Annotated in this window: 16 protein-coding genes and 1 pseudogene; 12 read left to right on the top strand and 5 right to left on the bottom strand. The window is 72.9% G+C overall.

What is annotated here, in order from left to right; translation table 11 throughout:
* Positions 1–124 precede the first annotated feature (124 nt).
* Complete coding sequence (locus AB0Q96_RS17575; RefSeq protein ID WP_365326306.1) at positions 125–1723, bottom strand: molybdopterin-dependent oxidoreductase; 1599 nt, start codon at positions 1721–1723, stop codon at positions 125–127.
* Positions 1724–2106: 383 nt separating this feature from the next.
* Here AB0Q96_RS17575 and sigK point away from each other — a divergent pair, with 383 nt between their 5' ends.
* The 8 genes and pseudogenes from sigK to AB0Q96_RS17535 all read left to right on the top strand — a co-directional run bounded on the left by sigK (position 2107) and on the right by AB0Q96_RS17535 (position 11111).
* Positions 2107–2700, top strand: a complete 594-nt coding sequence (gene sigK / locus AB0Q96_RS17570; protein ID WP_365326304.1) for an ECF RNA polymerase sigma factor SigK — start codon at positions 2107–2109, stop codon at positions 2698–2700.
* Positions 2697–3446: an anti-sigma factor gene (locus AB0Q96_RS17565; RefSeq protein WP_365326302.1), complete on the top strand. Its 750-nt coding sequence runs from the start codon at positions 2697–2699 to the stop codon at positions 3444–3446. The genes sigK and AB0Q96_RS17565 overlap by 4 nt, the downstream gene beginning before the upstream one ends.
* A 140-nt stretch (positions 3447–3586) precedes the next feature.
* Positions 3587–4564: a hypothetical protein gene (locus AB0Q96_RS17560; RefSeq protein ID WP_365326300.1), complete on the top strand. Its 978-nt coding sequence runs from the start codon at positions 3587–3589 to the stop codon at positions 4562–4564.
* 155 nt (positions 4565–4719) lie between these two features.
* Positions 4720–6588: an HSP90 family protein gene (locus AB0Q96_RS17555; protein WP_365326298.1), complete on the top strand. Its 1869-nt coding sequence runs from the start codon at positions 4720–4722 to the stop codon at positions 6586–6588.
* The gene (locus AB0Q96_RS17550) at positions 6589–9552 is read left to right on the top strand and encodes a hypothetical protein (RefSeq protein WP_365326296.1); all 2964 of its coding nucleotides are present in this window, start codon (positions 6589–6591) and stop codon (positions 9550–9552) included.
* 151 nt (positions 9553–9703) lie between these two features.
* Positions 9704–10114 (top strand): VOC family protein, encoded by a 411-nt coding sequence (locus AB0Q96_RS17545; RefSeq protein WP_365326294.1) that lies wholly within the window; start codon positions 9704–9706, stop codon positions 10112–10114.
* A 68-nt stretch (positions 10115–10182) separates the two neighbouring features.
* Positions 10183–10440 (top strand): annotated as a pseudogene (locus AB0Q96_RS17540) (helix-turn-helix domain-containing protein); the annotation flags it as partial.
* Positions 10441–10544: 104 nt separating this feature from the next.
* On the top strand, positions 10545–11111 hold the full coding sequence (locus AB0Q96_RS17535) for a DUF4291 domain-containing protein (protein ID WP_365326293.1): 567 nt from the start codon (positions 10545–10547) through the stop codon (positions 11109–11111).
* A 58-nt stretch (positions 11112–11169) separates the two neighbouring features.
* Here AB0Q96_RS17535 and AB0Q96_RS17530 read toward each other — a convergent pair whose 3' ends face one another.
* Positions 11170–11799 (bottom strand): class I SAM-dependent methyltransferase, encoded by a 630-nt coding sequence (locus tag AB0Q96_RS17530; protein WP_365326291.1) that lies wholly within the window; start codon positions 11797–11799, stop codon positions 11170–11172.
* An 89-nt stretch (positions 11800–11888) separates the two neighbouring features.
* On the opposite strand from AB0Q96_RS17530, the gene AB0Q96_RS17525 reads away from it, so the two are divergent.
* A complete protein-coding gene (locus AB0Q96_RS17525; protein ID WP_365326289.1) occupies positions 11889–12428 on the top strand; it encodes a GNAT family N-acetyltransferase in 540 nt (179 codons plus the stop codon).
* Between the two features lie 182 nt (positions 12429–12610).
* Positions 12611–13048, top strand: coding sequence for a glutaredoxin domain-containing protein (locus tag AB0Q96_RS17520; protein WP_365326287.1), 438 nt, complete (start codon positions 12611–12613; stop codon positions 13046–13048).
* Between the two features lie 347 nt (positions 13049–13395).
* Here the strand turns inward: AB0Q96_RS17520 and lanKC are convergent, their stop codons facing one another.
* Entirely contained in the window at positions 13396–16152 is a 2757-nt protein-coding gene (lanKC, locus tag AB0Q96_RS17515) for a class III lanthionine synthetase LanKC (RefSeq protein WP_365326286.1), read from the bottom strand.
* Positions 16153–16518: 366 nt separating this feature from the next.
* On the opposite strand from lanKC, the gene ugpC reads away from it, so the two are divergent.
* Complete coding sequence (gene ugpC, locus AB0Q96_RS17510) at positions 16519–17610, top strand: sn-glycerol-3-phosphate ABC transporter ATP-binding protein UgpC (RefSeq protein WP_365326285.1); 1092 nt, start codon at positions 16519–16521, stop codon at positions 17608–17610.
* A 175-nt stretch (positions 17611–17785) separates the two neighbouring features.
* Here the strand turns inward: ugpC and AB0Q96_RS17505 are convergent, their stop codons facing one another.
* Both AB0Q96_RS17505 and AB0Q96_RS17500 read right to left on the bottom strand, forming a co-directional pair.
* Positions 17786–18856: an ROK family protein gene (locus AB0Q96_RS17505; protein ID WP_365326283.1), complete on the bottom strand. Its 1071-nt coding sequence runs from the start codon at positions 18854–18856 to the stop codon at positions 17786–17788.
* 59 nt (positions 18857–18915) lie between these two features.
* Positions 18916–19932, bottom strand: a complete 1017-nt coding sequence (locus AB0Q96_RS17500) for a LacI family DNA-binding transcriptional regulator (RefSeq protein WP_365326281.1) — start codon at positions 19930–19932, stop codon at positions 18916–18918.
* A gap of 414 nt (positions 19933–20346) precedes the next feature.
* Between AB0Q96_RS17500 and AB0Q96_RS17495 the strand changes: the two genes are divergently transcribed.
* Positions 20347–21642 carry a sugar ABC transporter substrate-binding protein gene (locus tag AB0Q96_RS17495; protein ID WP_365326280.1) on the top strand — a complete coding sequence of 432 codons (1296 nt, stop codon included), beginning with the start codon at positions 20347–20349 and terminating at the stop codon, positions 21640–21642.
* The last annotated feature ends 8 nt before the right edge of the window (positions 21643–21650 follow it).

Raw genomic sequence — 21650 nt, 5'->3', positions numbered from 1 at the left:
TGTCCGTACGAGTGATGCGGGTGTGGGTCGAGCTACCGGGCCTGGCCTGAGGGCCGGTCCGGTGGTCTGGGGGACGGCCCGGTGGTCGGGTGGACGGCGGGCCGGTCGGGTGGTCCAAGGGCCTCTAGGGGACGGTGACGAACACGCTGTGCCTGCCGCTCGCTCCGTCCGGGATGGTGCGGGTGCGCTGTTCGGTCTGCACCTGGCCCGTGCCGTCGGTGGCGCGGACGGTGAGCGTGTGGCTGCCGGAGGTGGCGTCCCAGCGGTAGGACCACTGGCGCCACGTGTCGACGGTGTCCTGGGCGGCGAGGTCGGCGTCCCGCCAGGGCCCGTCGTCGATGCGGAGTTCGACGCGGGTGATGCCGCGGCGCTGGGCCCAGGCGACGCCCGCGACGGTGACGGTTCCGGCGCGGGGGCGGGCGAATGGCCTGGGGGTGTCGATGCGCGCCTGCGTCTTGACCGGCGCCCGCCGGGCCCACTGTCGCCTGACCCAGTACGGGTCGTAGGCGTCGAAGGTGGTGAGCTCGATCGACTCGATCCACTTGCAGGCGGAGACGTAGCCGTAGAGGCCGGGGACGAGCATGCGGACGGGAAAGCCGTGGTCGAAGGGCAGCGGTTCGCCGTTCATCCCCACGGCGAGCATCGCGTCGCGCCCGTCCATGACGTCCTCGACGGGGGAGCCGAGCGTCATGCCGTCCACCGACCGCGCCACGAGCTGATCCGCCCCGCCGCCCTGGGAGGGCGGCCGGACACCGGCTTCCCGCAGCAGGCCCGCGAGGGGGACGCCGAGCCAGCGGGCAGTGCCGACGTAGGGGCCGCCGACCTCGTTGGAGACGCAGGTGAGGGTGATGTCGCGTGCGACGAGCGGACGGGCCAGGAGCTCGTCGAGGGTGTACGTACGAGGGCGGGTGACGCCCTTGCCGTGGATCCGCAGCCGCCAGGTCGCGGCGTCGACCCTGGGAACGGTCAGCGCCGTGTCGACACGGTAGAAGGCGTGGTTGGGGGTGAAGAAGGAGGAGACGCCGGGGACCCTCGATCGCGCGCCGGCCGGTACGGCAGGGGCCGGTGAAGCGGGCTCGGGCAGCACAAGACCCTCCCGGGAGGCGACCGCCCCCCGACCCTGCCGCCCGGCCAGGAACCGCCCGAGCGCGCCTGCCGACGTCGCCGTCACGGCGGTCACGCCCACCGCGAGGAGGAACCCGCGCCGGCCCCACACCCCGGTCTCGCCCCCGCCGTCGCCCTCGCCTCCGGCCGGCGCGGTCGCGACGGCCGCCTTCGAGGCCAGTACGAAGAGGGCGACGCAGCCGGCGAGCCCTCCGGCCAGCGAGGGGAGCGCGTCACCGGCGCCGCCGGCGTCCGGGCGGCCCAGGGCCGCGGTCGCTCCGACGACCCCGAACACGAGGACACCGGCGGCACCGATCCGCCGATGACGCAGGCCGAGCACGCCCAGACCGATCGCGGCGAGGCCGAGGACGGCGAGGATGCCGAGCCGCAGGACGGCCTTGTCGTTCTCGCCGAACGTACGGATCGCGAAGTCCTTCACCGCGGCCGGAGTCCGGTCGATCAACGCCCCGCCCACCACGGTCACCGGCCCCGCGGCCGGCCGCACCAGCCCGGCGACCAGCTCGGCCACGGCGAGCGCCGCGAAACCGGCCACCATCCCGGCCGACGCGCCGACCACGGCGCGGGAGAGAGTCCTGCGAAAGCTGCTCACACCCGTCATTCGGTGGCCCGCGCCCAGCGGATGGGCCGCACCCCCGAACGAGTGAACAGACCGGCCCGTGTTGCCACCCGACGCGTCCGTGGACCAGGCGGGCTGCCCCGCCTTCCCCGGGCCGGCGAACGAACACCTCCTCTCACCGCACACCGCACACCGCATCCGTCAGGCGCCCCGCGCCGAATCACCTGGTGAACGCCTTCGACAGAACGCCTCCGACAGGGGGAGGAACCCGCCCCCATCCGTACGCCCACCCGCTACGAAGTACCGCTGAGACGCACCGCCCCCCCGAGCGACCAGTCGAGGACTGACATGCGATGGACACCCCGCCCCCCGACGGCCCCGCCCGACGGCCCCTTCACCTCCTCCCCAGGTCCGGAGCCGCGCCGGTGAACCAACCGCTCCCCTTTACCGCCGGCCCCTGCGGCGACCTCGTCCGCGGTGACCTGGCCGAGGTCATGGAGAAGGTCGCGCACGGTGACAAACAGGCCTTCTCCGTCCTTTACGACGGCCTCGCGCCCCTGGTGTTCGGGATCGTGGTCAAAGTCGTACGGGACCGGGCGCAGTCGGAGGAGGTCGCCCAAGAGGTGATGATCGACCTGTGGCGGCAGGCCGCGCGCTACCGCCCCGATGCGGGCTCCGTCACCACCTGGGCGGCGACCATCGCTCACCGGCGGGCCGTGGACAGGGTCCGCTCCGCCCAGGCCGCCACCGACCGCGAGCACGCCCAGGCCGCCCGCGAGCACACCACCGCGTACGACGAGGTCGCCGAACAGGTCGAGACCCGGCTGGAGTCCGAGCAGGTCCGGCGCTGTGTGCGGGGCCTGACCGAACTCCAGCGGCAGGCCGTCACCCTCGCGTACTACCAGGGTCTGACCTACCGTGAGGTCGCCGAAGCCCTGCGCACTCCGCTTCCCACCATCAAGACACGCATGCGCGACGGGCTCATCCGGCTCCGCGACTGCATGGGGGTGACCACATGAAACACGACGCGACCGACACCCACACCCTCGCCGCCCCCTACACCCTGGACGCACTCGAACCAGGGGAGCGCGGCGCCTTCGAGGACCACCTGCGGACGTGCGCGGCCTGCCGGCAGGAAGTGGCGGAGTTCGACGCGACCGCGGCACGCCTGGCGGCGGCCGTCGCCCTGGCGCCCCCCGCCACGGCCAAGGCCCGGACCATGGCCGCCATCGAGGGCGTGCGCCAACTCCCGCCACGCGTCCCCACCCAGGCATCCGCCCCGGCCTTCGGCAGCGCCCTGCGCCGCAAGGCCCCCGCGCTTGCCCTGGCCGCCGCCGTGGCCGCGGCCCTAGTCGGCGGGGCGACGGTGTGGCAGGTGCGGCACACCCAGGACCTCGAACGGCAGGCCCGCCAAGCCCAGCAGCGACTCGACGCCGTCAGCGCGGTCCTCGCCGCACCCGACGCCCGCACCACCCACGCGCGGGCCGCCAACGGAGCCCTCGCCACCGTCGTCACCTCCGACCGGCAGAACAAGGCCGTCTTCACCGCCGTCAACCTCCCCGCGCCCGGCACCGGCAGGACCTACCAGCTCTGGCTCGACCACGACGGCACGATGCTCCCCGCCGGACTCATCGACCACGACGGCACCGTCATCCTCGCCGGCGACTCCGCCGACGCGAGCGCCGTCGGCCTCACCCTCGAACCCGCCGGAGGCTCCCCGCAGCCCACCACGACCCCCCTGCTCCTGATGACCCTCCCCACCTGACCTGCCGACATCCGTTCACAGGGTCCGGAAACCGGGCCAGGGATACTGATGTGCGATTGTCGGTCGCCCGTGATAGTCACTACTCCACCGGGTGGGAAGATCGATGACCTGCCCGTTCGAACATGGCAAGGGGTGGGGACATGGCGTTGCTCCGTGACTGGGGGCTCACGCTGGGGAGATGGGCGGGCCGGCCCGAGGTGACGTTGCAGAAGGACTCGGGCGACCCCGACCTGCCGCGCGTACGGGCGGCCGCCGAGGCCGCGGACTGGCCGGCGGTACGCGCCGTGCTGGAGGCCCGGCCCGAGAGCGCGGACCGGACGGAGCTGCTCTGGGCCGTCGCCGAGACCGCCGGGGTGGAGCGGTGGATCACGCCCGTCCTCGAAGCGGAGCCGGACGCCCCCTTGCCGCGCCTCGTCGCCGGCATCCGGCACATCACCTGGGGCTGGGAGGCCCGCACCGACGCCCGCGCCAAGGACGTCTCGCGCAAGCAGTTCGAGGTGTTCCACGCGCGGCTGCGCCAGGCCGAACAGTGGCTGTACGAGGTCGCCGAGCGCGAGCCCGGATGGTGCTCGCCCTGGTACGGCCTGCAGATCACCGGCCGGGGCCTCCAGGTCGGGCAGGCCGTCGCGCGCCGCCGCTTCGAGGCGACCGTGCGGCGATCCCCGCACCACCTGGGGGCCCATCAGCAGCAGTTGCAGCAGGTGTGCGCCAAGTGGAGCGGATCGCACGAGGAGATGCACGCCTTCGCGCGGACCGCGACCCTCGGCGCACCCGGCGGCACGCTGCTCGGCCAGCTCGTCCCGTACGCGCACATCGAGCACTGGCTCGACCTCGGCGATGGGGCGGACACCAGGTACATCCGCGCGCCCGAGGTGGCGGCTTCCCTGAACGAGGCCGCCGACCACTCGTACCGGCACCCGGACTTCGAGCGCGGGCGCGGCTGGCTCCCGCTGGTCAACACCTTCGCCATGGCCTTCTCCCTGGCCGGCGACGGGGCGGGAGCACGCGAGTGCTTCGAGGCCGCCGAGGGGCGGGTCACCGAGTCCCCCTGGTACTACCTCAACGGCTCCGACCCGACCGCCGCCTACCGGAAGATGCGTTCCGCGGCGCGGCGCTGACCGGGGACGGCCGGGAAGTCGCCACCAGCCGACCGCCCGCCGCCCACCGCTGACGAATGAACGACGGCAGGTGCCGGCACCCCGTCGCAGCCCCCGCCCACAAGCCCGCCCGCCCCGCCCCCGGGCGCGGGCGCGCCCAGCGAAGGACCCGATCCTTGTCCTCCTCCGGTTCCGAGACCGCGCACACCTTCCAGGTCGACCTGCGCGGCCTGGTCGACCTGCTCTCGCACCACCTCTACTCGAGCCCCCGCGTCTACCTGCGCGAGCTCCTCCAGAACGCCGTCGACGCCATCACCGCGCGGCAGGCGCTGGACCCCTCCGCGCCCGGCAGCATCACCGTGCGCACCGGCGACACCCTGACCGTCACGGACACCGGCGTCGGTCTGAGCGAGGCCGACGTCCACCGCTTCCTGGCCACCATCGGGCGCAGCTCCAAGCGGACCCCGGACGGCGCCCTCGACGGGGCGGGGCTCGACGCCGCGCGCGGGGAGTTCATCGGCCAGTTCGGCATCGGCCTGCTCGCCTGCTTCGTCGTCGCCGACGAGATCACCGTGCTCACCAGGTCCGCGGCCGACCCGGCGGCGCCCGCCGTCGAATGGCGCGGCCACTCCGACGGGCGCTACACCATCCGCACGCTGCCCGCCTCGGCCGTTCCCGAGCCGGGCACCACCGTGCGGCTCGTGCCGCGCGTCGACAACGCGGAGTGGACGAGCCCCGAGCGGGTCGTCGACCTCGCCCGGCACTACGGCGGGCTGCTCAGGCACGAGGTCACCGTCGTCGGACCGCGCGACGAGACCCACCGCGTGAACGAGACGCCTCCCTGGGACCGTCCCCACCGCTCCCCGCTGGCCCGCCGCGAGGCGTTCGCCGAGTACGGCCGCACCCTCTTCGGCTTCACCCCGCTCGACACCATCGAGCTCGACCTCCCGGCGGCCGGCCTGCGGGGCGCCGCGTACGTCCTGCCCACCCCCGTCAGCCCCGCCGAACGCGCGGGCCACCGCGTGCACCTCAAGGGCATGCTGCTCACCGACCAGGCCCCCGAGCTGCTGCCGGACTGGGCGTTCTTCGTACGCTGCGTCGTCGACACCACGAGCCTGCGGCCGACGGCCTCCCGCGAGGCGCTGTACGAGGACGGCACGCTGTCCGCCGTACGCGACGCCCTCGGCGACCGGATCCGTGACTGGCTCACCGGGCTCGCCGCCAGCGACCCGGCCCTGCTGCACCGGTTCATCGACACCCACCACCTCGCCGTCAAGGCGCTCGCCCGCTACGACGACGAGCTGCTCCGCATCGTGCTGCCGTGGCTGCCGTTCGAGACCACCGACGGCAACGTCACCCTGGAGGAGTTCGCCCGGACCCACCCGGCCCTCCTGGTCACCCGGAGCGTCGAGGAGTTCCTGCAGGTCGCCCCGATCGCCTCGGCCGCCGGCCTCGGCGTCGTCAACGGCGGCTACACCTACGACCGCGACCTCGTGCTGCGGCTGCCGGAGATCCGGCCCGGCACGAGCGTCACCGACCTCGACCCGGCCACCGTCACGGCCCACCTCGACGCCGTCGACCCGACCGCCGAGCTGCGCGCGGCGGCCTTCCTCGCCGTCGCCCGGGAGACCGTCGGCATCCACGACTGCGACGTCGTCCTGCGCGACTTCCAGCCCGTGACCGCCCCCGCGCTGCTCCTCGACAACCGCGAGGCACGGCACGAGCGGACCCGGTCCCACCTCGCGGCCGACAGCGACGGCCTGTGGGCCGACATCCTCGGCTCCCTGCGCCACGAGACCCCGCGGGCACAGCTCGTCCTGAACCACCTCAACCCGCTGGTCCGCCAGGCGATCACGATCGCCGAGCGCGGCCTCGCCGTCACGACCGCCGAGGCGCTCTACGGCCAGGCCCTGCTGCTCAGCCGCCGCCCCCTGAAGGCGAGCGAGAGCGCCCTGCTCAACCGGGCGTTCATCGGACTGCTCACCCACGCCATGCACCACCCCGGCACGGACGCCTCCGGCACCGAGCCCCGGAAGGAGATCTAGATGCTGGACACCCCCGAGGCCGTGGTGGAGGCGATGCGGGAGAACCACGACCGCCCGCACGGCCTGCACCGCACCGTCACCGCCGAGGAACTCGTCGAGGCGGCGGAGGCGTTCGACAAGCCCGACGTGCTCGTCACCGCCCTGCTGGAGCTCATGACGGCGTACGAGTTCACCGGCGAACACCGCAAGTCGCCCGTGGTCTTCGCCCGGCTGCTCAAACTCTGGGACACCACCCCCGAGTCGTTCAGCCAGTGGGAGGCCCACCAGGTCTTCTGGCGCTTCAAGTGGGTCACGACGTCACTGCTCCAGGTCCCCGAGGTGCCGCTGGCCACCGTGCACAGCTGGATCGACCGGATGCGCTCCCGCTACGAGGCGGCCGAGCACGGCATGCAGCCGGTCGCCGCCATGCGCTACCACGTCGCCGCCCACACCGGCGAAGGCGTCACCGACGCGTACGACCTCTGGGCGACCCGCGGCCGCACCGAACTGAGCGACTGCGAGGCCTGCGAGACCCGCACCTTCGCCTGGCACAAGGTGCGTTCGGGCGACGACGAGGGCGCCCTCGACACCTGGGCGCCGGTCCTCGGCGGCGCCCAGGCGTGCAGCGAGGAGCCGCAGGCGAGCCAGGCCCGCGCCCTGCTGCCGATGCTGCGCACCGGACGCACCGACGAGGTCCGCTCCCACCACCTCACCGGATACCGCAAGGTCCGCGGCGGCAACGGTACGCAGCAGGAGGTCGGCCTCCACCTGGAGTTCTGCGCCCTGTCGCGCAACGAGGGCCGCGGCCTGGAGATCCTCGCGGAGAACCGCCCGCTGTTCGAGGCGACCGGAGCCCCGCTGGCCCACCTGGAGTTCCTCACCGGCGTGGAGGTCCTGATCGCCCGCCTCGTCGAGGACGGGCACACCGACACACCGGTCGCCGGGCCGCCCGGCCGGAACTGGACGGCCGGAGAGCTCCTCCGCCACGTCCGCTCCGAGGCCGACGCACTGGCCGCCGCCTTCGACACGCGCAACGGCACCACCGCCGTCGGCGACCGGCGCGCCCTGCGCCTCGCCCGCCAGCCCCTGGTCGACGAGCCGCTGCCGCTCGGCCTGCGGTCGCCCGCCGCCCGCGGCACCGCCTCGCCCGCCCCGGCGGCCCCGAAGGCCCCCGCCACCGCGCTCCCCGAGGACTTCGTCGCCCTCGTGGGCGAGGCACGCCGCCTCGCGAACGAGGGGCACCCCACGGCGGACCGCCTGTGGACCGCCATCGACGAGCGCCTGGCCGACGGCGGCGCGGAGCACGACCCCGCACTCGGACCGGAGGACCTGCTGCGCGCGGAGCTCGCCGAGCACCGCGCCGGCGAACTCGGATCGTCCGACCACGAGGGCGAGGCCGTCGTGGCGATGAACGAAGCCGCCGACCTGTTCGAGCGGGTCGGGATGCCCTGGCACGCCCTGTCCGCCCGGGCCCGCGCCGTGGCCTGGGGGACCACCCCCGAGGAGACCGAGGCGAACGGCGACGCGATACGGGCCCGCCTCGACGGGTTCCTGCGCGACGCGGAGCGCCTCATGGCCGAGGCCCCGCTGTCGGGCGAGTCGCCCGGCGCGGGGGAGACGGCTTCCGGCGACGACGTGGCCGGGCAGCGGGTCCGCGAGTACCTCATCGTGCTCAACGCCCGCGCCTACGCCGCCTACCGCGATGTCGAACGCGCGCTCCCGGAGCCGCCCGACGCAGCCGTGGAGCGGTTCGAGGAGCACGTCGGCCGCCTCGCGGCGGAGGCCGAGCGCCTGTCCGTCGCCCACCAGAGGGCCAACGCCCGCCAGTACGTGGCGGACCTGCACGGACGGCGCGGCGACTTCGCCCGGGCCGAGGCCGAACTGCGCGCCGCCCTGAAGGACCTGGACGGTTCCGCGCGCCCCTGGCGGGGTCCGCGTCCGAGGGCCCTGCTCGCACAGTTCCTGATGTCCAAGGGGGAGTCGGCCGAGGCGGTGGAGCTGCTGCACCAGGCCATCGCCGACGCCGTACGGTACGACGAGACCCGCTTCCCGCTGGCCCCGACCTACGCCCTGCTCGGGCACGCCCTCTCACACCTCGGCGACCAGGCGGGCGCCGTGCGCCACCTGTCGGAGGCCGCCGCGCGCTTCGACCAGGCGGAGGAGCACACCGAGGCCACCGAGACCCGGCTCCAGCTCGCCGACGTCCTGTCCGGCGGCGGCCGGCGGGCCGACGCCGTCGCCGTCCTGGAGTCCGTCCTGTCCGACCCGACGGCCGCCTCCCTCGACGAGCGCGTCCTCGCCCAGGCCCGGCTCAACCTGGCGCGCGGGCTGCGGGACCTGGAGGAGCACCTGGCCGCGGCCACCGAGTTCCTGCGTCTCGCGGACACCGTGGCGGCATGGGAAGAGGACCGGTACATCCACACGCTGGTCGCCGCCGAGGCCGCCACCACCCTGGCCCTCGCCGACCGCTGGGACCAGGCGGCCACGGCGTACCAGCGGGCCCTGGCGGCGCACGCCGAGGCGCCGAACCCGCCGCTCATCACCGAGATGATGAGGGAGTTCGCCCGCCTCACCATGGTGGCCAGGGAAGCCGACGGCGTGGACGCCGCCCTCGACCACCTGGCCCAGGCCGACGCCGTCATCGCCGCCGCTGTGGCGGACGCCGCCGAGGACTACCCGGACTGGTACGAGAGGGGCTCCGTCCACTACCGGCGCGCCCGCGTCCTCGCCGAGGCCGAGCGCTTCCCCGAGGCGCTGACCGAGGCGGAGGCCGCGATCTCCGCCCACGAACAGGGCGGCGAACGGGGCGAGGTGCCGCGCGCCGAGGCCGTCCGCATCGCCGCGCTGATCGAGGGCAACGGCCTGGACCGCCGCAACGACGCCATCACCCGCCTCACGACCGCCGCGGCCCGCTGCCGCAACGCGGACCTCGACGAGGCGGCACACATCCTGGACGCTCTGCGGCAGGAGTACCTGGCGCGCTAGACCCATGGCACGTCAGCGCCCCCTGCAACCCGCGCGGCTCGGTCGGGACTCGATCGGTCGGGACTCGATCGGTCGGGATTCGATCAGCGAGGATCCGATCGGTCAGGATTCGAGAAGCGCGGGTCAGGGGGCCGCGACTAGCCTGCTGGTCATGGACATCACCATTCACACGGTCTCCCTCCCGCACGACGACCCGGACGCCTCGGTCGCCTTCTACCGCGACCTCCTCGGCTTCGAGGTGCGCAGCGATGTCGGGCAGGGCAGGACGCGCTGGATCACCGTGGGTCCGGCCGGCCAGCCGGGCACCTCGATCCTTCTGGCGCCCCCCGCCGTCGACCCCGGCATCACCGAGTCCGAGCGCCGCACGATCACCGAGATGATGGCGAAGGGCACCTACGGCTGGATCCTCCTCGCCACCCCGGACCTCGACGCGTTGTTCGAGAAGGTGCGGGCCGGTGACGCGGAGGTCGTCCAGGAGCCGACCGAGCAGCCGTACGGAGTGCGCGACTGCGCCTTCCGCGATCCGGCCGGCAACCTGGTCCGCTTCCAGGAGCTGCGCTGAGCCGTACGGGCCGGTCGAAGACGTCAGGGAAGGGAAGGGAAGGGAAGGGAAGGGAAGGGAAGGGTTCGATGTGCAAGCCCGAATGGCGGCAGGCACGTGTCCAGGCGCAGCGTCTCGCGGATCTGGCGCGGCTGCGTCGCGTCCGTGACCGGATCGACAGGCAGGACGCGCTGCCGTTGGACGTGGAGGCGCTTGCCCATGAGGTGGGCATGTCCGCGGGGCAACTGAGCCGGGAGTTCCGGGCGGCGTACGGAGAGTCGCCGCACGCGTACCTGATGACGCGTCGCAACGAGCGGGCGGCGGCGTTGCTGCGACGGGGAGACCTCGGCACCACGGCGTAGGCGCCCCGCCCGGCCCCACCCGACCCCGGCGCGCGGCCGGGTGGAAAACGGCTCGCCGTGCCGGCGGACCGGATGGCAGGGTGCGGCGCATGACGCCCCAGTACCAGATCCGTGCCGACTACGACGCTCGCACGATCGTCGTCTATCAGGCGTACTCACCTGCCATCGCCGACGCGGCACTGCGGGCGGGCCGCTTCGTCGCGCCGTTCTCGTTCCACCGGATGACGTGGATCAAGCCGTCGTTCATGTGGCTCATGCACCGCAGCAACTGGGCCCGCAAGCCCGGCCAGGAACGGGTTCTCGCAGTGCGGATCACCCGGGAGGGATGGGAGGAGGCGCTGTCCCGGGCCGTGCTGACGACCGCCGACCCGGCGGCGGTGGCCCAGGCGGCGGTGCACGTCCAGTGGGACCCGGAACGCTCGCCGCGCGGAGCGGCACTGAACCACTACAGCATCCAGGTCGGCATCGGCCGCCACCTGATCCGTACGTTCACCGACGACTGGATCGTCGGTCTCACCGACCTCACCCCCCAGGTGCGCAAGGCCGCGACCCTCATACAGGCCGGGCACGCCCCCAAGGCCCATCGGCTGATTCCCGCCGAGCGCGCCTACCCGATGCCTCGGACACTGGAAGGGATCGTCTCCCCCGGAAGGTGACGGCGACTTGTCGAGGGCCCGTCCACGGCCACCGTACGGCGAGCGCCGTCGGACGGGGCTACGAGCGGCGGGCCATCAGGTGGGCGTCGAGGAAACCTCGCTCCGAGGCCGGGTCGTGGAGCAGCCGGGCGAACGGTGTGAGCCCGGCGTCGGTCAGCAGTGCGGCGAGGCGGTCCGCCGGCCAGCTGTAGGCGGGCGTCACCTTGTGGTCGAACCGGATCGGCTCCGGTCCGTCGGTCCCGAAGAAGGAGACCAGGAGCAGGCCGCCCGGCGCCAGGACACGGACCTGTTCGGCGAGCAGCCCCGGCAGTTCCCCCGGCGGGGTGTGGATCATCGAGTAGTGGGCCAGTACGCCACCGAGCGCACCGTCCTCGATCGGCAGGGACTCCATCCGCGCCTCCTGGAAGCGCAGCTCCGGATGGGCCCGGCGGGCGTGGTCGATCATGCCCGGGGAGAGGTCGAGTCCGAAGGCGTCCAGGCCCAGTTCGTCGAGCATGGCCGTCAGGTGTCCGGGCCCGCACCCGAGGTCCGCCGCCCGTGGGTTGCCCGTCGCGCGCACCAGTTCGGCGAAGGTGCCGATCATGGACCGGGCGAACGGCTGTGTCTCCAGCCGGTTCGCGAACAGCGATGCGTACAACTCGACGACCCCGTCGTAGGCCACCCTGGTCTCATCCTGATGATTCGCCACAGGCAGGACCCTATAGCCGGTCTGACGCGACGGTGCGGGGTACTCGGGGGCGCCTGGCTCTTGATCGGCGATGCGATCATCATGAGGGAATGCCCGAGAACACAGCGCCCTTCGCGGCACCGACCGTGGTGCGACTCGCCCAGTACACGAAGAGGGACCAGGAGGAGATCCTCGGCGCCGGCGAGGACCCCTTCGGTGTCGCCTGGACGGGATTGACCTGGCTGCCGAAGGACGAACACTTCGGCGTCAGACGGGACGGCCGGCTCGTGGCGCACACCGGCCTGCTGCGACTGCGTGTCGTCGTCGGCGGCACCGAGACCGAGGTGGTGGGCGTCGGCGGGGTGGCCGTGGCACCGGGGATGCAAGGTCAGGGGCTGGCACGGCTCGTCGTCACCGCGGCACTGGAGCACGCCCGGACGTGGGGTCCCGAACACGCGCTGCTGTTCTGCCGCGAGCCCCTCGTACCGCTGTACGCGCGTCTCGGATGGCACCCGTTGGACGGGGACGTCCTCGTCGAGCAGCCCGAGAGGCGCCTGGCGACCATGCCGCTGCGGACCATGGTGACTCCCCTGCGCGACGACGCTCACTGGCCCGCGGGGCCCGTGCGGCTGCTCTCGCTGCCCATGTGACGGCCCGTCGAGCGGAGCCCGCAGGAGGGTCGCGGGTGACAACGAGGCCCGGAGTCTCGGCACTGAACGCTGTCGTCCGGTGGGGAACCGGGCCTCGGTGCTGCAGGAACCCGCACGGCACCGTGCGCGTCACCTACGGGCTGGTTCGAGGAGCGTGTCGGCTCATCGGTAGCCTGCGTCCCATGATGCGCGCCTGGATGCTGCCGATACTGCTCGCGGTCTGCGGCTCGGCCGTAGCGACCGGAATGATCCGCAAGGGGGACTACGGCACGGCCGCCGTACTCCTCGTGGCGTTCCTGGTGTTCGCCGGCGTGAACTCGCCCCTGATCTTCCCGAGGTCGATCGGTGCGCGGGAGGCGGAACGCCGGAGCGAGGCCGACGGACGGCCGGTCGTCTTCTGGCGTCCGGGCTGCACGTACTGCATGCGCCTGCGCATGCGCCTGGGACGCAACGCCCGCCGCATGCATTGGGTCGACATCTGGCGTGACCCGGAAGGAGCCGCGGTGGTGAGGGCCGCCAACGACGGCAACGAGACCGTGCCGACGGTCGTCGTGGCGGGCCGTCCGCACACCAACCCCGACCCCCAGTGGGTGCGCGAACAACTCTCCCGCTCCGCTTGAGCGGAAGCAGACCCCTGAGCGGACGCCGACTCGGCCGCAGCGGGCCGGGACCGGTGGCAGGACCCTCGTCCCTGCCCACCGGTCCCGGCCCGTGCGCGTACCGGTCTTACATCGGCTCCGGGAAGATGTCGCTGATGCTCCAGGCGACGCTGAAGCAGGGAACGAGGGCCTGGGCGTCCTGCTCGGTGTCCAGGGTCTGGAGCGCGAGGATCTGGCTCATGGAAGATCTCCTCTCTCGTGTCGGGTTGAACGCGGGGTTCCAGTGGTGGGTGTGGGTCACTGCGTACCTCGGCGCGGAGGTGTCCGCCGCCGTGCCGAGGGGGTCGTGGGAGGCGCGTCCGGTGACGTCAGGCGGCTGCCAGGAGTCGGGGACGTGCCGGGTGGGGCCCCGTCAGGAGCGGGCCGGACAGCAGGCGGTGAAGGGCCATCAGGACTCCGGCCCCGCCGCTGGACAGGTCGGCGGTGAAGCGCTGCGAGCCCGCTCCGAGGAAGCGGACGCCGCGCCGGTACGGGACGGCGTACTTCAGCAGGCCGGTCGCGGCCCGCACGGCGTCCTCGCGGGCCTGGTCCGTCCCGGTGAGCCCGGCGTGCTCGGCCAGGAACCAGGCGAGTCCGGCCAGGCCCCGGTACAGGCCCGCCTCCTTCGTCGCGCAGGACACCCGGATGCCGGCGACCAGCCGCGGCAGGGCCGCGGCGCAGCGCTCGTCCGGCGCGGTGGCCACATAGCGGGTGAGCGCCGTCGCGAGACCGGCCGCGCCCGTGGCCAGGTACGGCATGGCGCGGGTGAGCCGAGCGTCGTCCGAGATCGACAGGGCGCCGTCGTCCAGCGGGAAGGTCCGGTCCAACTCCTGGTGGAGCAGCAGGCGGCCGGCCTCCAGGAAGCGGGCCTCGCCGGTGGCGCGGGCCAGGCGGTGGAGGAAGAGGGCGAGCCCCGAGCGGCCGTGCAGCAGGCCGCGCGCGTCGTGCTCGCCGAGGGCCGCCGACAGGTCCGGGGTGCGCAGCAGGGCTTCCCCGGCCGCGGCGGCCCGTTCCAGGTGGCCGCTCTCCCCGGTCAGCCGGTGCAGGGCGAGCCAGCTCAGGCCGACTCCGGACCGCCCTCCGGCGAGCGTGCCGCAGGAGGCGGTCAGGGGGTGGCCGTCGGCGTCCCGGAGGAGGTCGACGGCCTCGTCCAGCCGGCCGAGGCCGGCGAGCACCCGGGCGATCCCGGCCGAACCGACGAGCAGCCCGGGAGGCAGGGCACGGCGCAGCGCCAGCGTGTCGCGGCGCAGCCGTTCACCGATCTCCTCCGGCACCGTGGCCCCGACGCGGTGCAGCGCGTGCACCACTCCGGCCGTGCCGTAGGCCAGGCACACGTTGTTGGTCCGGAACGCCTCGGGCGAGGGCGGGAAGGCCCACTCGGGCCGGTCGGGGTCGGCCATCTCCAGCAGCCCCGCGGCCACTTCCTCGGCCAGCCGGGCGAGGCGGCCCCGCGGATCGGGGGCCAGGTCGGCGGCCGGCTCGACGGGGGAGGGCGGGCGGTCAGGACCGTTCCGGTACCGCGCCCGGCCTTTCGCCCGGCCTTCGGTCAGGCCAACGGTCACGGGATCGGTCAGGCCGTCCGCCCGGCGCTCCGTCAGGCCGTCCGCCCGGCCATCCGCCAGGCCCTGCGCCCGGTGCTCCGCCCGGCCATCCGTCAGGCCCTGCGCCCGGCCCTCCGTCAGGTGGAACGCGGTCGCCCGCTGCCAAAGGTCCTGCGGTGGAGCCACGTCCGCCAGGTCGCGGCGCAGGAGCGCGAGGTTGGCGGGCGCGTGCTCGGCGATCTCGTTGAACGGTGCCAGGAAGGCGAGCGCGACCGCCGACGCGCCGTACCGGTCCTGGAGCAGCGGATCGGCGTCGGCCCTGCGCAGGCCGGGCGGCGGCGTGAACCCCGGCGTGCCGATCCCGGACGGGGCCGCGGACAGTGCCGTGGCCGCCTCGAAGTCCACCAGCCGGACCCCGCCGGACGGCGTGACCAGGATGTTGCCCAGGCTGAGGTCGCCGAAGCGGTAGCCGGCGCCGTGCAGCCGCGCGAGCGAGGCGTCCAGCGCGGTCAGCAGCCGCCTGCACGCCTCGTAGTACGCGGCGACGGACTCGGCCGTACGGTCGGCGCGGGCCAGCGGCGACGATCGGCTCAGCCAGGCCACCAGCGGCTGCCCCGTGACGTACTCGGTGACGAGGAAGTCGTGCTCCCACTCCGTGAAATGCTCCAGCGGCTCCGGCCCCACCCCCGGGGCCGCCGCGTGCAGCGCGCGCAGCACCTCGTACTCGTGCCGCAGCCGCTGCCGCGCGTCGGTCCCGTCGAAGACCAGGCCGTTGTGGGCGCGGGCCTCCTTGAGGAAGACCGTGCGACCGGTCCGCCGGTCGCGGGCCCGGTACGCGCCGCCGGCGTTGCTCAGGCGCACCGCGCCGGTCACCTCGTAGTCGCGGATCAGGATCGGGCCCGCGTGCGGCTGCTCCTCCTGCTCGACGAAGGGGTCCGTGACCCCCGCCGGCAAGAGGAAGGCGGGCAGCCGCGCGTCCACGACCTCGCGGCCGGAACCGTCGCGGACGATCCCCTCCCGGGTGCCGTCGGCCCGGAGCCGACTGCGGGCACCGTCGAAGGAGCCGTAGCGGTAGTGGACGGTCCGAGAGTCGCGATAGCGCCGGTCGGTGAGGACGTACGGCCCCTCCTCCCCGTCGAGCGCGTCGCGCAGGCGGTCCAGCAGCCGGCGGGCGGTCGCCGTGTCCGGAGGGTAGACGGCGCAGAACTTGCCCGCCTGGGTCCGCGGCGCGTGCTTGTGGTGGAGGAACAGGAAGAAGAGCCGGGCGCTCAGATGCTTGAACGGCACGCCTTCGGAGAAGCAGATCTCCGCGACCGTGTCGAGCACGTGCTGCGCCCGGTCCAGCCGCGCCGACACGTGGATCTTCCAGCCCTGTTCGGCCGGCCCGGTCCTCGGGCTGCCCCAGACCGTCCAGATGCCCTGGACGGAAGCGCGTACGCCCGACGGAACGTCACCGGGGGCGAAACGCGGCCCGGGGTCGGCCACGCTGGGCAGCGGCAGGTAGTACTCCCGGTCCGCGAGCGCCTCGCCGAAGCCTTCGAGCACGGGATTCTCCTCACAGGGTGATAGGGGGCGGCCGCCACAAAGGTCTCGCGTGCGACCCGTCAGGACCGGCAGGTACGGGGGCGGTTGGGGCGGCGGGTGGGGTCGGAAGCCCGGGCCCTTCGGTGGTGATCTCCGGCTTCGGGAGGGTCCTTGGGTCCGCCCGGACCCGGGTCTCAGGTCCCCTCCTCATCGGAGCGGGCGGGTCGGGGCGCGGATCGCTTGACCGGTCCGCGGGTCGATGACGAGGGTGAGAGCAATTGGTCTACACCAGCTGCTCCACAGCAGTAGGCGCCGCAGCTCCGCGGCGCAACTCTCATTCCACTTGGATCGTCCGGCACGTACCGCCGGTGATGGGAAGGAACCACCGTGGCAGCCATCGTCTTCGACAACGTGTCGCTGACCTACCCGGGGGCCGACGAGCCCACCGTCAAGAGCCTCGACCTCGACATCCGCGACGGCGAGTTCCTCGTCCTCGTCGGTCCGTCGGGCTGCGGCAAGTCCACCACGCTGCGCATGCTGGCCGGCCTGGAGGACGTCTCCGAGGGATCCATCCGGATCGGGGACCGCGACGTCACCTACCTCCCGCCCAAGAACCGGGACATCTCCATGGTGTTCCAGAACTACGCGCTCTACCCGCACATGACGGTCGCCCAGAACATGGGCTTCGCGCTGAAGATCGCCAAGGTGGGCAAGGAGGAGATCGACCGGCGCGTCGCGGAGGCGGCCCGCATCCTGGACCTCACCGAGTACCTGCAGCGCAAGCCGAAGGCGCTCTCCGGCGGCCAGCGGCAGCGCGTGGCCATGGGACGCGCCATCGTCCGCGAGCCGCAGGTCTTCCTCATGGACGAGCCGCTGTCCAACCTCGACGCCAAGCTGCGTGTCCAGACGCGCGCCGAGATCGCCGCACTCCAGCGCCGGTTGGGGACCACGACGGTGTACGTCACCCACGACCAGGTCGAGGCGATGACCATGGGCGACCGGGTGGCCGTACTCAAGGACGGTGTGCTCCAGCAGTGCGACCCGCCGCGCACCATGTACGACGAGCCGGCCAACGTCTTCGTCGCCGGATTCATCGGCTCGCCCGCGATGAACCTGTTCACCCTGCCGCTCACCGACGAGGGCGTCCGCTTCGGCGGCAGCCTCGTGAGGATCAGCGACGCCGCCCGGAAGGCGACGGACTCCGACAGGATCACCCTGGGCATCCGCCCCGAGCACCTCGACTTCCACGCCCGGCACAGCGACAAGGGCCTGCCGGTCACCTTCTACACGGTCGAGGAACTGGGCTCGGAAGGCTTCGCGTACGGCCGCCTGGACCTCGGCGACGGGGAGGACGCGCCCATGACCGTGCGCACCTTCGGACGTGAGGAGGGCCTGCGCGGGCAGACGGTGCGGGTCGTCCCCCGGGAGGACGAGGTGCACCTCTTCTCCGCCGTCACCGGGGACCGGCTCCCCTCGTAGGGAACGGTCGGGAAACGTCGGTCACAGAGGTCCGGAGGCGGCGCGAGCCACCTCCGGACCTCTGTCACCGACACCAGAAGCAAGGCCACTGCCAAACGGCCGCAGGGGCCGGTCCGCGCTCGTGTCGCGGACCGGCCCCTGCGGCCGTATCCCTGGTCCTCGTCGGTGTCCGGTGTCAGATCCCGAACGCCAGCGCCGCCGCGCCGACCAGGCCCGCGTCGGTGCCGGCCTTCGCCGGGACGACCCGCACCTCGCGGGTGAACGAGAGGGTCGCGTAGTTCTTCAACTCGGCTCGTACGGCGTCGAAGAGCAGGTCGCCCGAGGCGGCGACCCCGCCGCCGATCACGACGACCTCCAGCTCGACCAGCGCGGCCGTCGCCGCGACCGAGGCGGCCACCGCGCGGGCCGCGCGGGCGAAGGCGGCGCGGGGAGCGGGCTCGCCGCGCCGGGCGGCATCGGCGACCGTACGCGCCGTGGCCTCCGTTCCGGCGGGCGGGCTCCAGCCCCGCGCGAGCGCGTACCGCACGATGCTGGGGCCACTGGCCAGGCGCTCCACGCAGCCCCTGCCGCCGCAGGGGCACGGCTCGCCGTCGAGCTCGACGCTGATGTGCCCGATGTGGCCCGCGTTGCCGCTGAGACCGGCGTACGGCCTGCCGTCGAGGATCAGTCCGCCGCCGACCCCGGTCGAGACCACCATGCAGAGGGCGTTGGTACGCCCGCGGGCCGCACCGTTCCAGAACTCGGCGGCGGCGATCGCCGGGCCGTCCGCCATCATCCGCACCGGGAGGCCCGCACCGTCCTCCTCCCCGCCGAGGGCGTCACGAAGACGGTCGACGAGCGGAAACGCGCGCCAGCCGGGGATGTTGACCGGGCTGACGGTCCCCGCGACCGTGTCGACCGGACCCGCGCAGCCCACCCCCACGGCCTGCACCCGCCGCCACTCCGGATGGGCGCGCAGCTCCGCCAGGACGCGTCCGACCTGCCGCATGAGCGTGTCGGCGCCCTCGGTGGCGGGGGTCGGAAGCTGGACGCGCGTCACCAGGCTGCCGCCGGCGTCGACCAGCGCGCCCGCGATCTTGGTGCCGCCGATGTCGATCGCGGCGACGACCGCATCGGTAGGAGTCGGGGCCGGGGCCGGGGCCGGGGCCGGGGCCGGAGTCGGAGTCGGGGTCGGAGCCGGAGCCGGAGTCGGGGTCGGGGTCGGGGTCGGAGGGTTGGCGGTGCGGGAGGTGGGGGTGTGGGTCATCGGCGGTACTCGCTTGTCGGGTTCGGGGGGACGGTGGGTGTGCGGGGGCTGGTGGGTGTTCAGGCTCGTGGGGCCGGGCCGCAGCTCTCCCGTACCTCCAGGCTCGGCAGCGGGTCCTGGAGGCGGCGCGGCTGCGCGCCGGCCAGGAGGTGCAGGACCTCGGCCGCCGCGCGGCGGCCGAAGGAGCCCGGTTCGCGGGTGAGGGCGCTGAGCCGGGGGTGGAAGGTGCGGCAGATCGCCGAGTCCTCCCAGGAGACGAGGGACAGGTCCTCCGGGATCCGCAGCCCCCGCTCGGCGGCGACGCCCGCCGCCGTCACCGCCATGACCTCGTTGTGGCAGATGAGGGCCGTGGGCCGCAGGGACGCTCCGAGGAGGCGACGGGCCGCCTTGATGCCCTGCCGGTCGGAGAAGTCGGTGGTCACCGAGACGATGTGGTCGAGCCCGAGCCGCCGGGCGGCCGAGCGGAGGGCTGCGATCCGGCGGGCGGTGTGCGCGAGTCCCGGGGGACCGGCCATGTGGGCGATGCGCCGGTGCCCCAGCTCGTGCAGATGATGGACGATCAGGTCCATCGCTCCGGCGTCGTCCGCCCAGAGGGTGGACAGAGCGCTGCGGCGCCGGTGCCCGCCGGTGCCCTGAGCGCCGGGGTCGGCGCCCTCCAGGGCGCCGATGACGACGGCGGGCAGTCCGAGCACGGTCAGCGTCTCGGGGCGCGGGTCGCTGACCCTCGGGTCGACGACGATGACGCCGTCGACCCGGCGCTCCGTCCACCAGCGCCGGTACAGCTCGCACTCGGCGTCGATGTCGTCGACCATCTGGAAGACGAGGGCGTGGTCGTGCGGGGCCAGGGCCGCCTGGATGCCGGAGACCACCTGGAGGAAGAACGCCTCGACGCCGAGGCTGCCGGCGGGGCGGGCGAGGACGAGGCCGATGGCCCGGGAGCGGTCCCGGGCGGGTGAGGGGCCGGCCGCCGGGACCCGTCGGCCCATGCGCGAGGCGATGGAGAGGATCCGGCGGCGGGTCGCGTCGGACACGCCCGCGCGGTTGTTGAGGGCGAAGGAGACGGCCGTCGGCGACACCCCCGCTTCCTTGGCGATCTCGTCGAGCGTGGGAGCGCGGGGCGCCGGCGGGGTGGCGGCGCCGTCCCACGAGGGGCGGCGCGCGGCGCCGGGGGAACTGCGGCCGACCGGGATCCGTGGTGAGGGGAAGGGCCTTCCGGAGCGTTGCGGGCCTTCGTTCCCGTTCGTCTGGGCACACATGTCCGCGGGAATCCCTCCAGATCGTTGCTGCTGGCCACAGTAAATCCCGGCGTGCGCACCCGGGTGTAGCGACCAATGACCACAGGTTTAGAACCTTTAGTCCTCTTTAGCTCGGCTGACCTGCGATTTTGTCGATCAGTGGTGCTCAACGCGCTTTGACCTAAAGGTGATTCGGCTCCAAGGTGAGGGCAGCTCGACCCACCAGAATTTTCTGCAGCAAGGAGTCAGCCACTTATGTCCATTACTCGCAGCGTCGCGATCCGGACAGCCGTCGGACTCGGCACGGTCCTCTGTCTCGCCACGGTCACCGCCTGCGGCGGAGGCACGTCGAAGGCAGGGTCGTCGACCGACGGAAAGGTCGAGGGAACCATCAAGTTCCAGACCTGGAACTTGAGGGCGAACTTCAAGGACTACTTCGAAGGCGTCATCGCGGACTTCGAGAAGGAGTATCCGGGGGCGAAGGTCAAGTGGGTGGACCAGCCCGCCGACGGCTACCCCGACAAGCTGAGCGCCGACGCCTCCGCCGGCTCGCTGCCCGACGTGGTCAATCTCTCGCCCGACCTGGCGTACCCGCTGGCCAAGGCCGGTCTCCTGCTCAACCTGGACAAGGACGCGGTCGCCAAGAAGTACCAGGCGGAGTATCTCGAAGGGGCCTGGAAGGGCTTCGAGATGCCGGGCATGGACGGCACGTACGCCTTCCCCTGGTACCTCAACAGCGGTCCGCTCTTCTACAACAAGACGATGTTCGAGAAGGCCGGCATCGACGCGACCAAGCCGCCCAAGACCTTCGACGAACTGTTCGCCGTGGCGGGTCAGCTCGCCAAGAAGGGCGAGGCCACCCTCGGACAGCCGCCGACCGTCGAGGACTTCGGACGGTACGGCGTCGAGGCGATGGACGCGGCGGGCAAGAAGATCACGCTCAACAACGAAAAGGGCGTCGAGCTTCTCACGAAATTCAAGAAGCTGTACGACGAGGGCGGACTGCACAAGCAGACCCTGACCCTCAAGGACGACTCGACGGGTACGAAGTTCCTCCAGCAGGAAATAGCGATGAACCCCGGCAGCGCCCACGACCTCGACAACTTCAAGAAGAACGCGCCGTCGCTGTACGAGAACATCGGAATCACCGAGGTCCCGACCAACACCGGCAAGCAGAACATGTACCTCCAGGGTCTGTCGGTGAACGCGCAGAGCAAGCAGACCGCCACGGCCGTCGCCTTCGCGCACTTCCTCACCAACGCGAAGAACCAGGAGGCGTTCGGGCACAAGGTCGCCGTCTTCCCCTCGACGAAGGGCTCGCTGGACAAGGAGTACTGGACGAAGCCGGACGGCACCGAGGAGGGCAAGATCCGGGTGGCGTCGGCCAAGATGCTGCCGACCGCGGTGAACTACACGCCCGTCCTGTTCAGCGACGAGATGAAGACGATCCTGCGCAACGAGATCGCCAAGTGCTTCACGGGCAAGTCGAGCCCCCAGGCGGCCCTGGACAGCGCCGCCGCCCAGATGAACAAGCTCCTCGAGCAGAACTGACCGGACGG

Origin of the sequence: Streptomyces sp. NPDC093111, from assembly GCF_040683955.1 — a bacterium.
Lineage (GTDB): Bacteria > Actinomycetota > Actinomycetes > Streptomycetales > Streptomycetaceae > Streptomyces.
This window is presented reverse-complemented; position numbering and strand designations above follow the sequence as displayed.

Bases quoted from the DNA above. Each gene is read 5' to 3' on its own strand.
- AB0Q96_RS17575 (WP_365326306.1), bottom strand. From the start codon at position 1,723: ATGACGGGTGTGAGCAGCTTTCGCAGGACTCTCTCCCGCGCCGTGGTC.
- AB0Q96_RS17565 (WP_365326302.1), top strand. From the start codon at position 2,697: ATGAAACACGACGCGACCGACACCCACACCCTCGCCGCCCCCTACACC.
- AB0Q96_RS17560 (WP_365326300.1), top strand. From the start codon at position 3,587: ATGGCGTTGCTCCGTGACTGGGGGCTCACGCTGGGGAGATGGGCGGGC.
- AB0Q96_RS17550 (WP_365326296.1), top strand. From the start codon at position 6,589: ATGCTGGACACCCCCGAGGCCGTGGTGGAGGCGATGCGGGAGAACCAC.
- AB0Q96_RS17545 (WP_365326294.1), top strand. From the start codon at position 9,704: ATGGACATCACCATTCACACGGTCTCCCTCCCGCACGACGACCCGGAC.
- AB0Q96_RS17535 (WP_365326293.1), top strand. From the start codon at position 10,545: ATGACGCCCCAGTACCAGATCCGTGCCGACTACGACGCTCGCACGATC.
- AB0Q96_RS17525 (WP_365326289.1), top strand. From the start codon at position 11,889: ATGCCCGAGAACACAGCGCCCTTCGCGGCACCGACCGTGGTGCGACTC.
- AB0Q96_RS17520 (WP_365326287.1), top strand. From the start codon at position 12,611: ATGATGCGCGCCTGGATGCTGCCGATACTGCTCGCGGTCTGCGGCTCG.
- AB0Q96_RS17505 (WP_365326283.1), bottom strand. From the start codon at position 18,856: ATGACCCACACCCCCACCTCCCGCACCGCCAACCCTCCGACCCCGACC.
- AB0Q96_RS17495 (WP_365326280.1), top strand. From the start codon at position 20,347: ATGTCCATTACTCGCAGCGTCGCGATCCGGACAGCCGTCGGACTCGGC.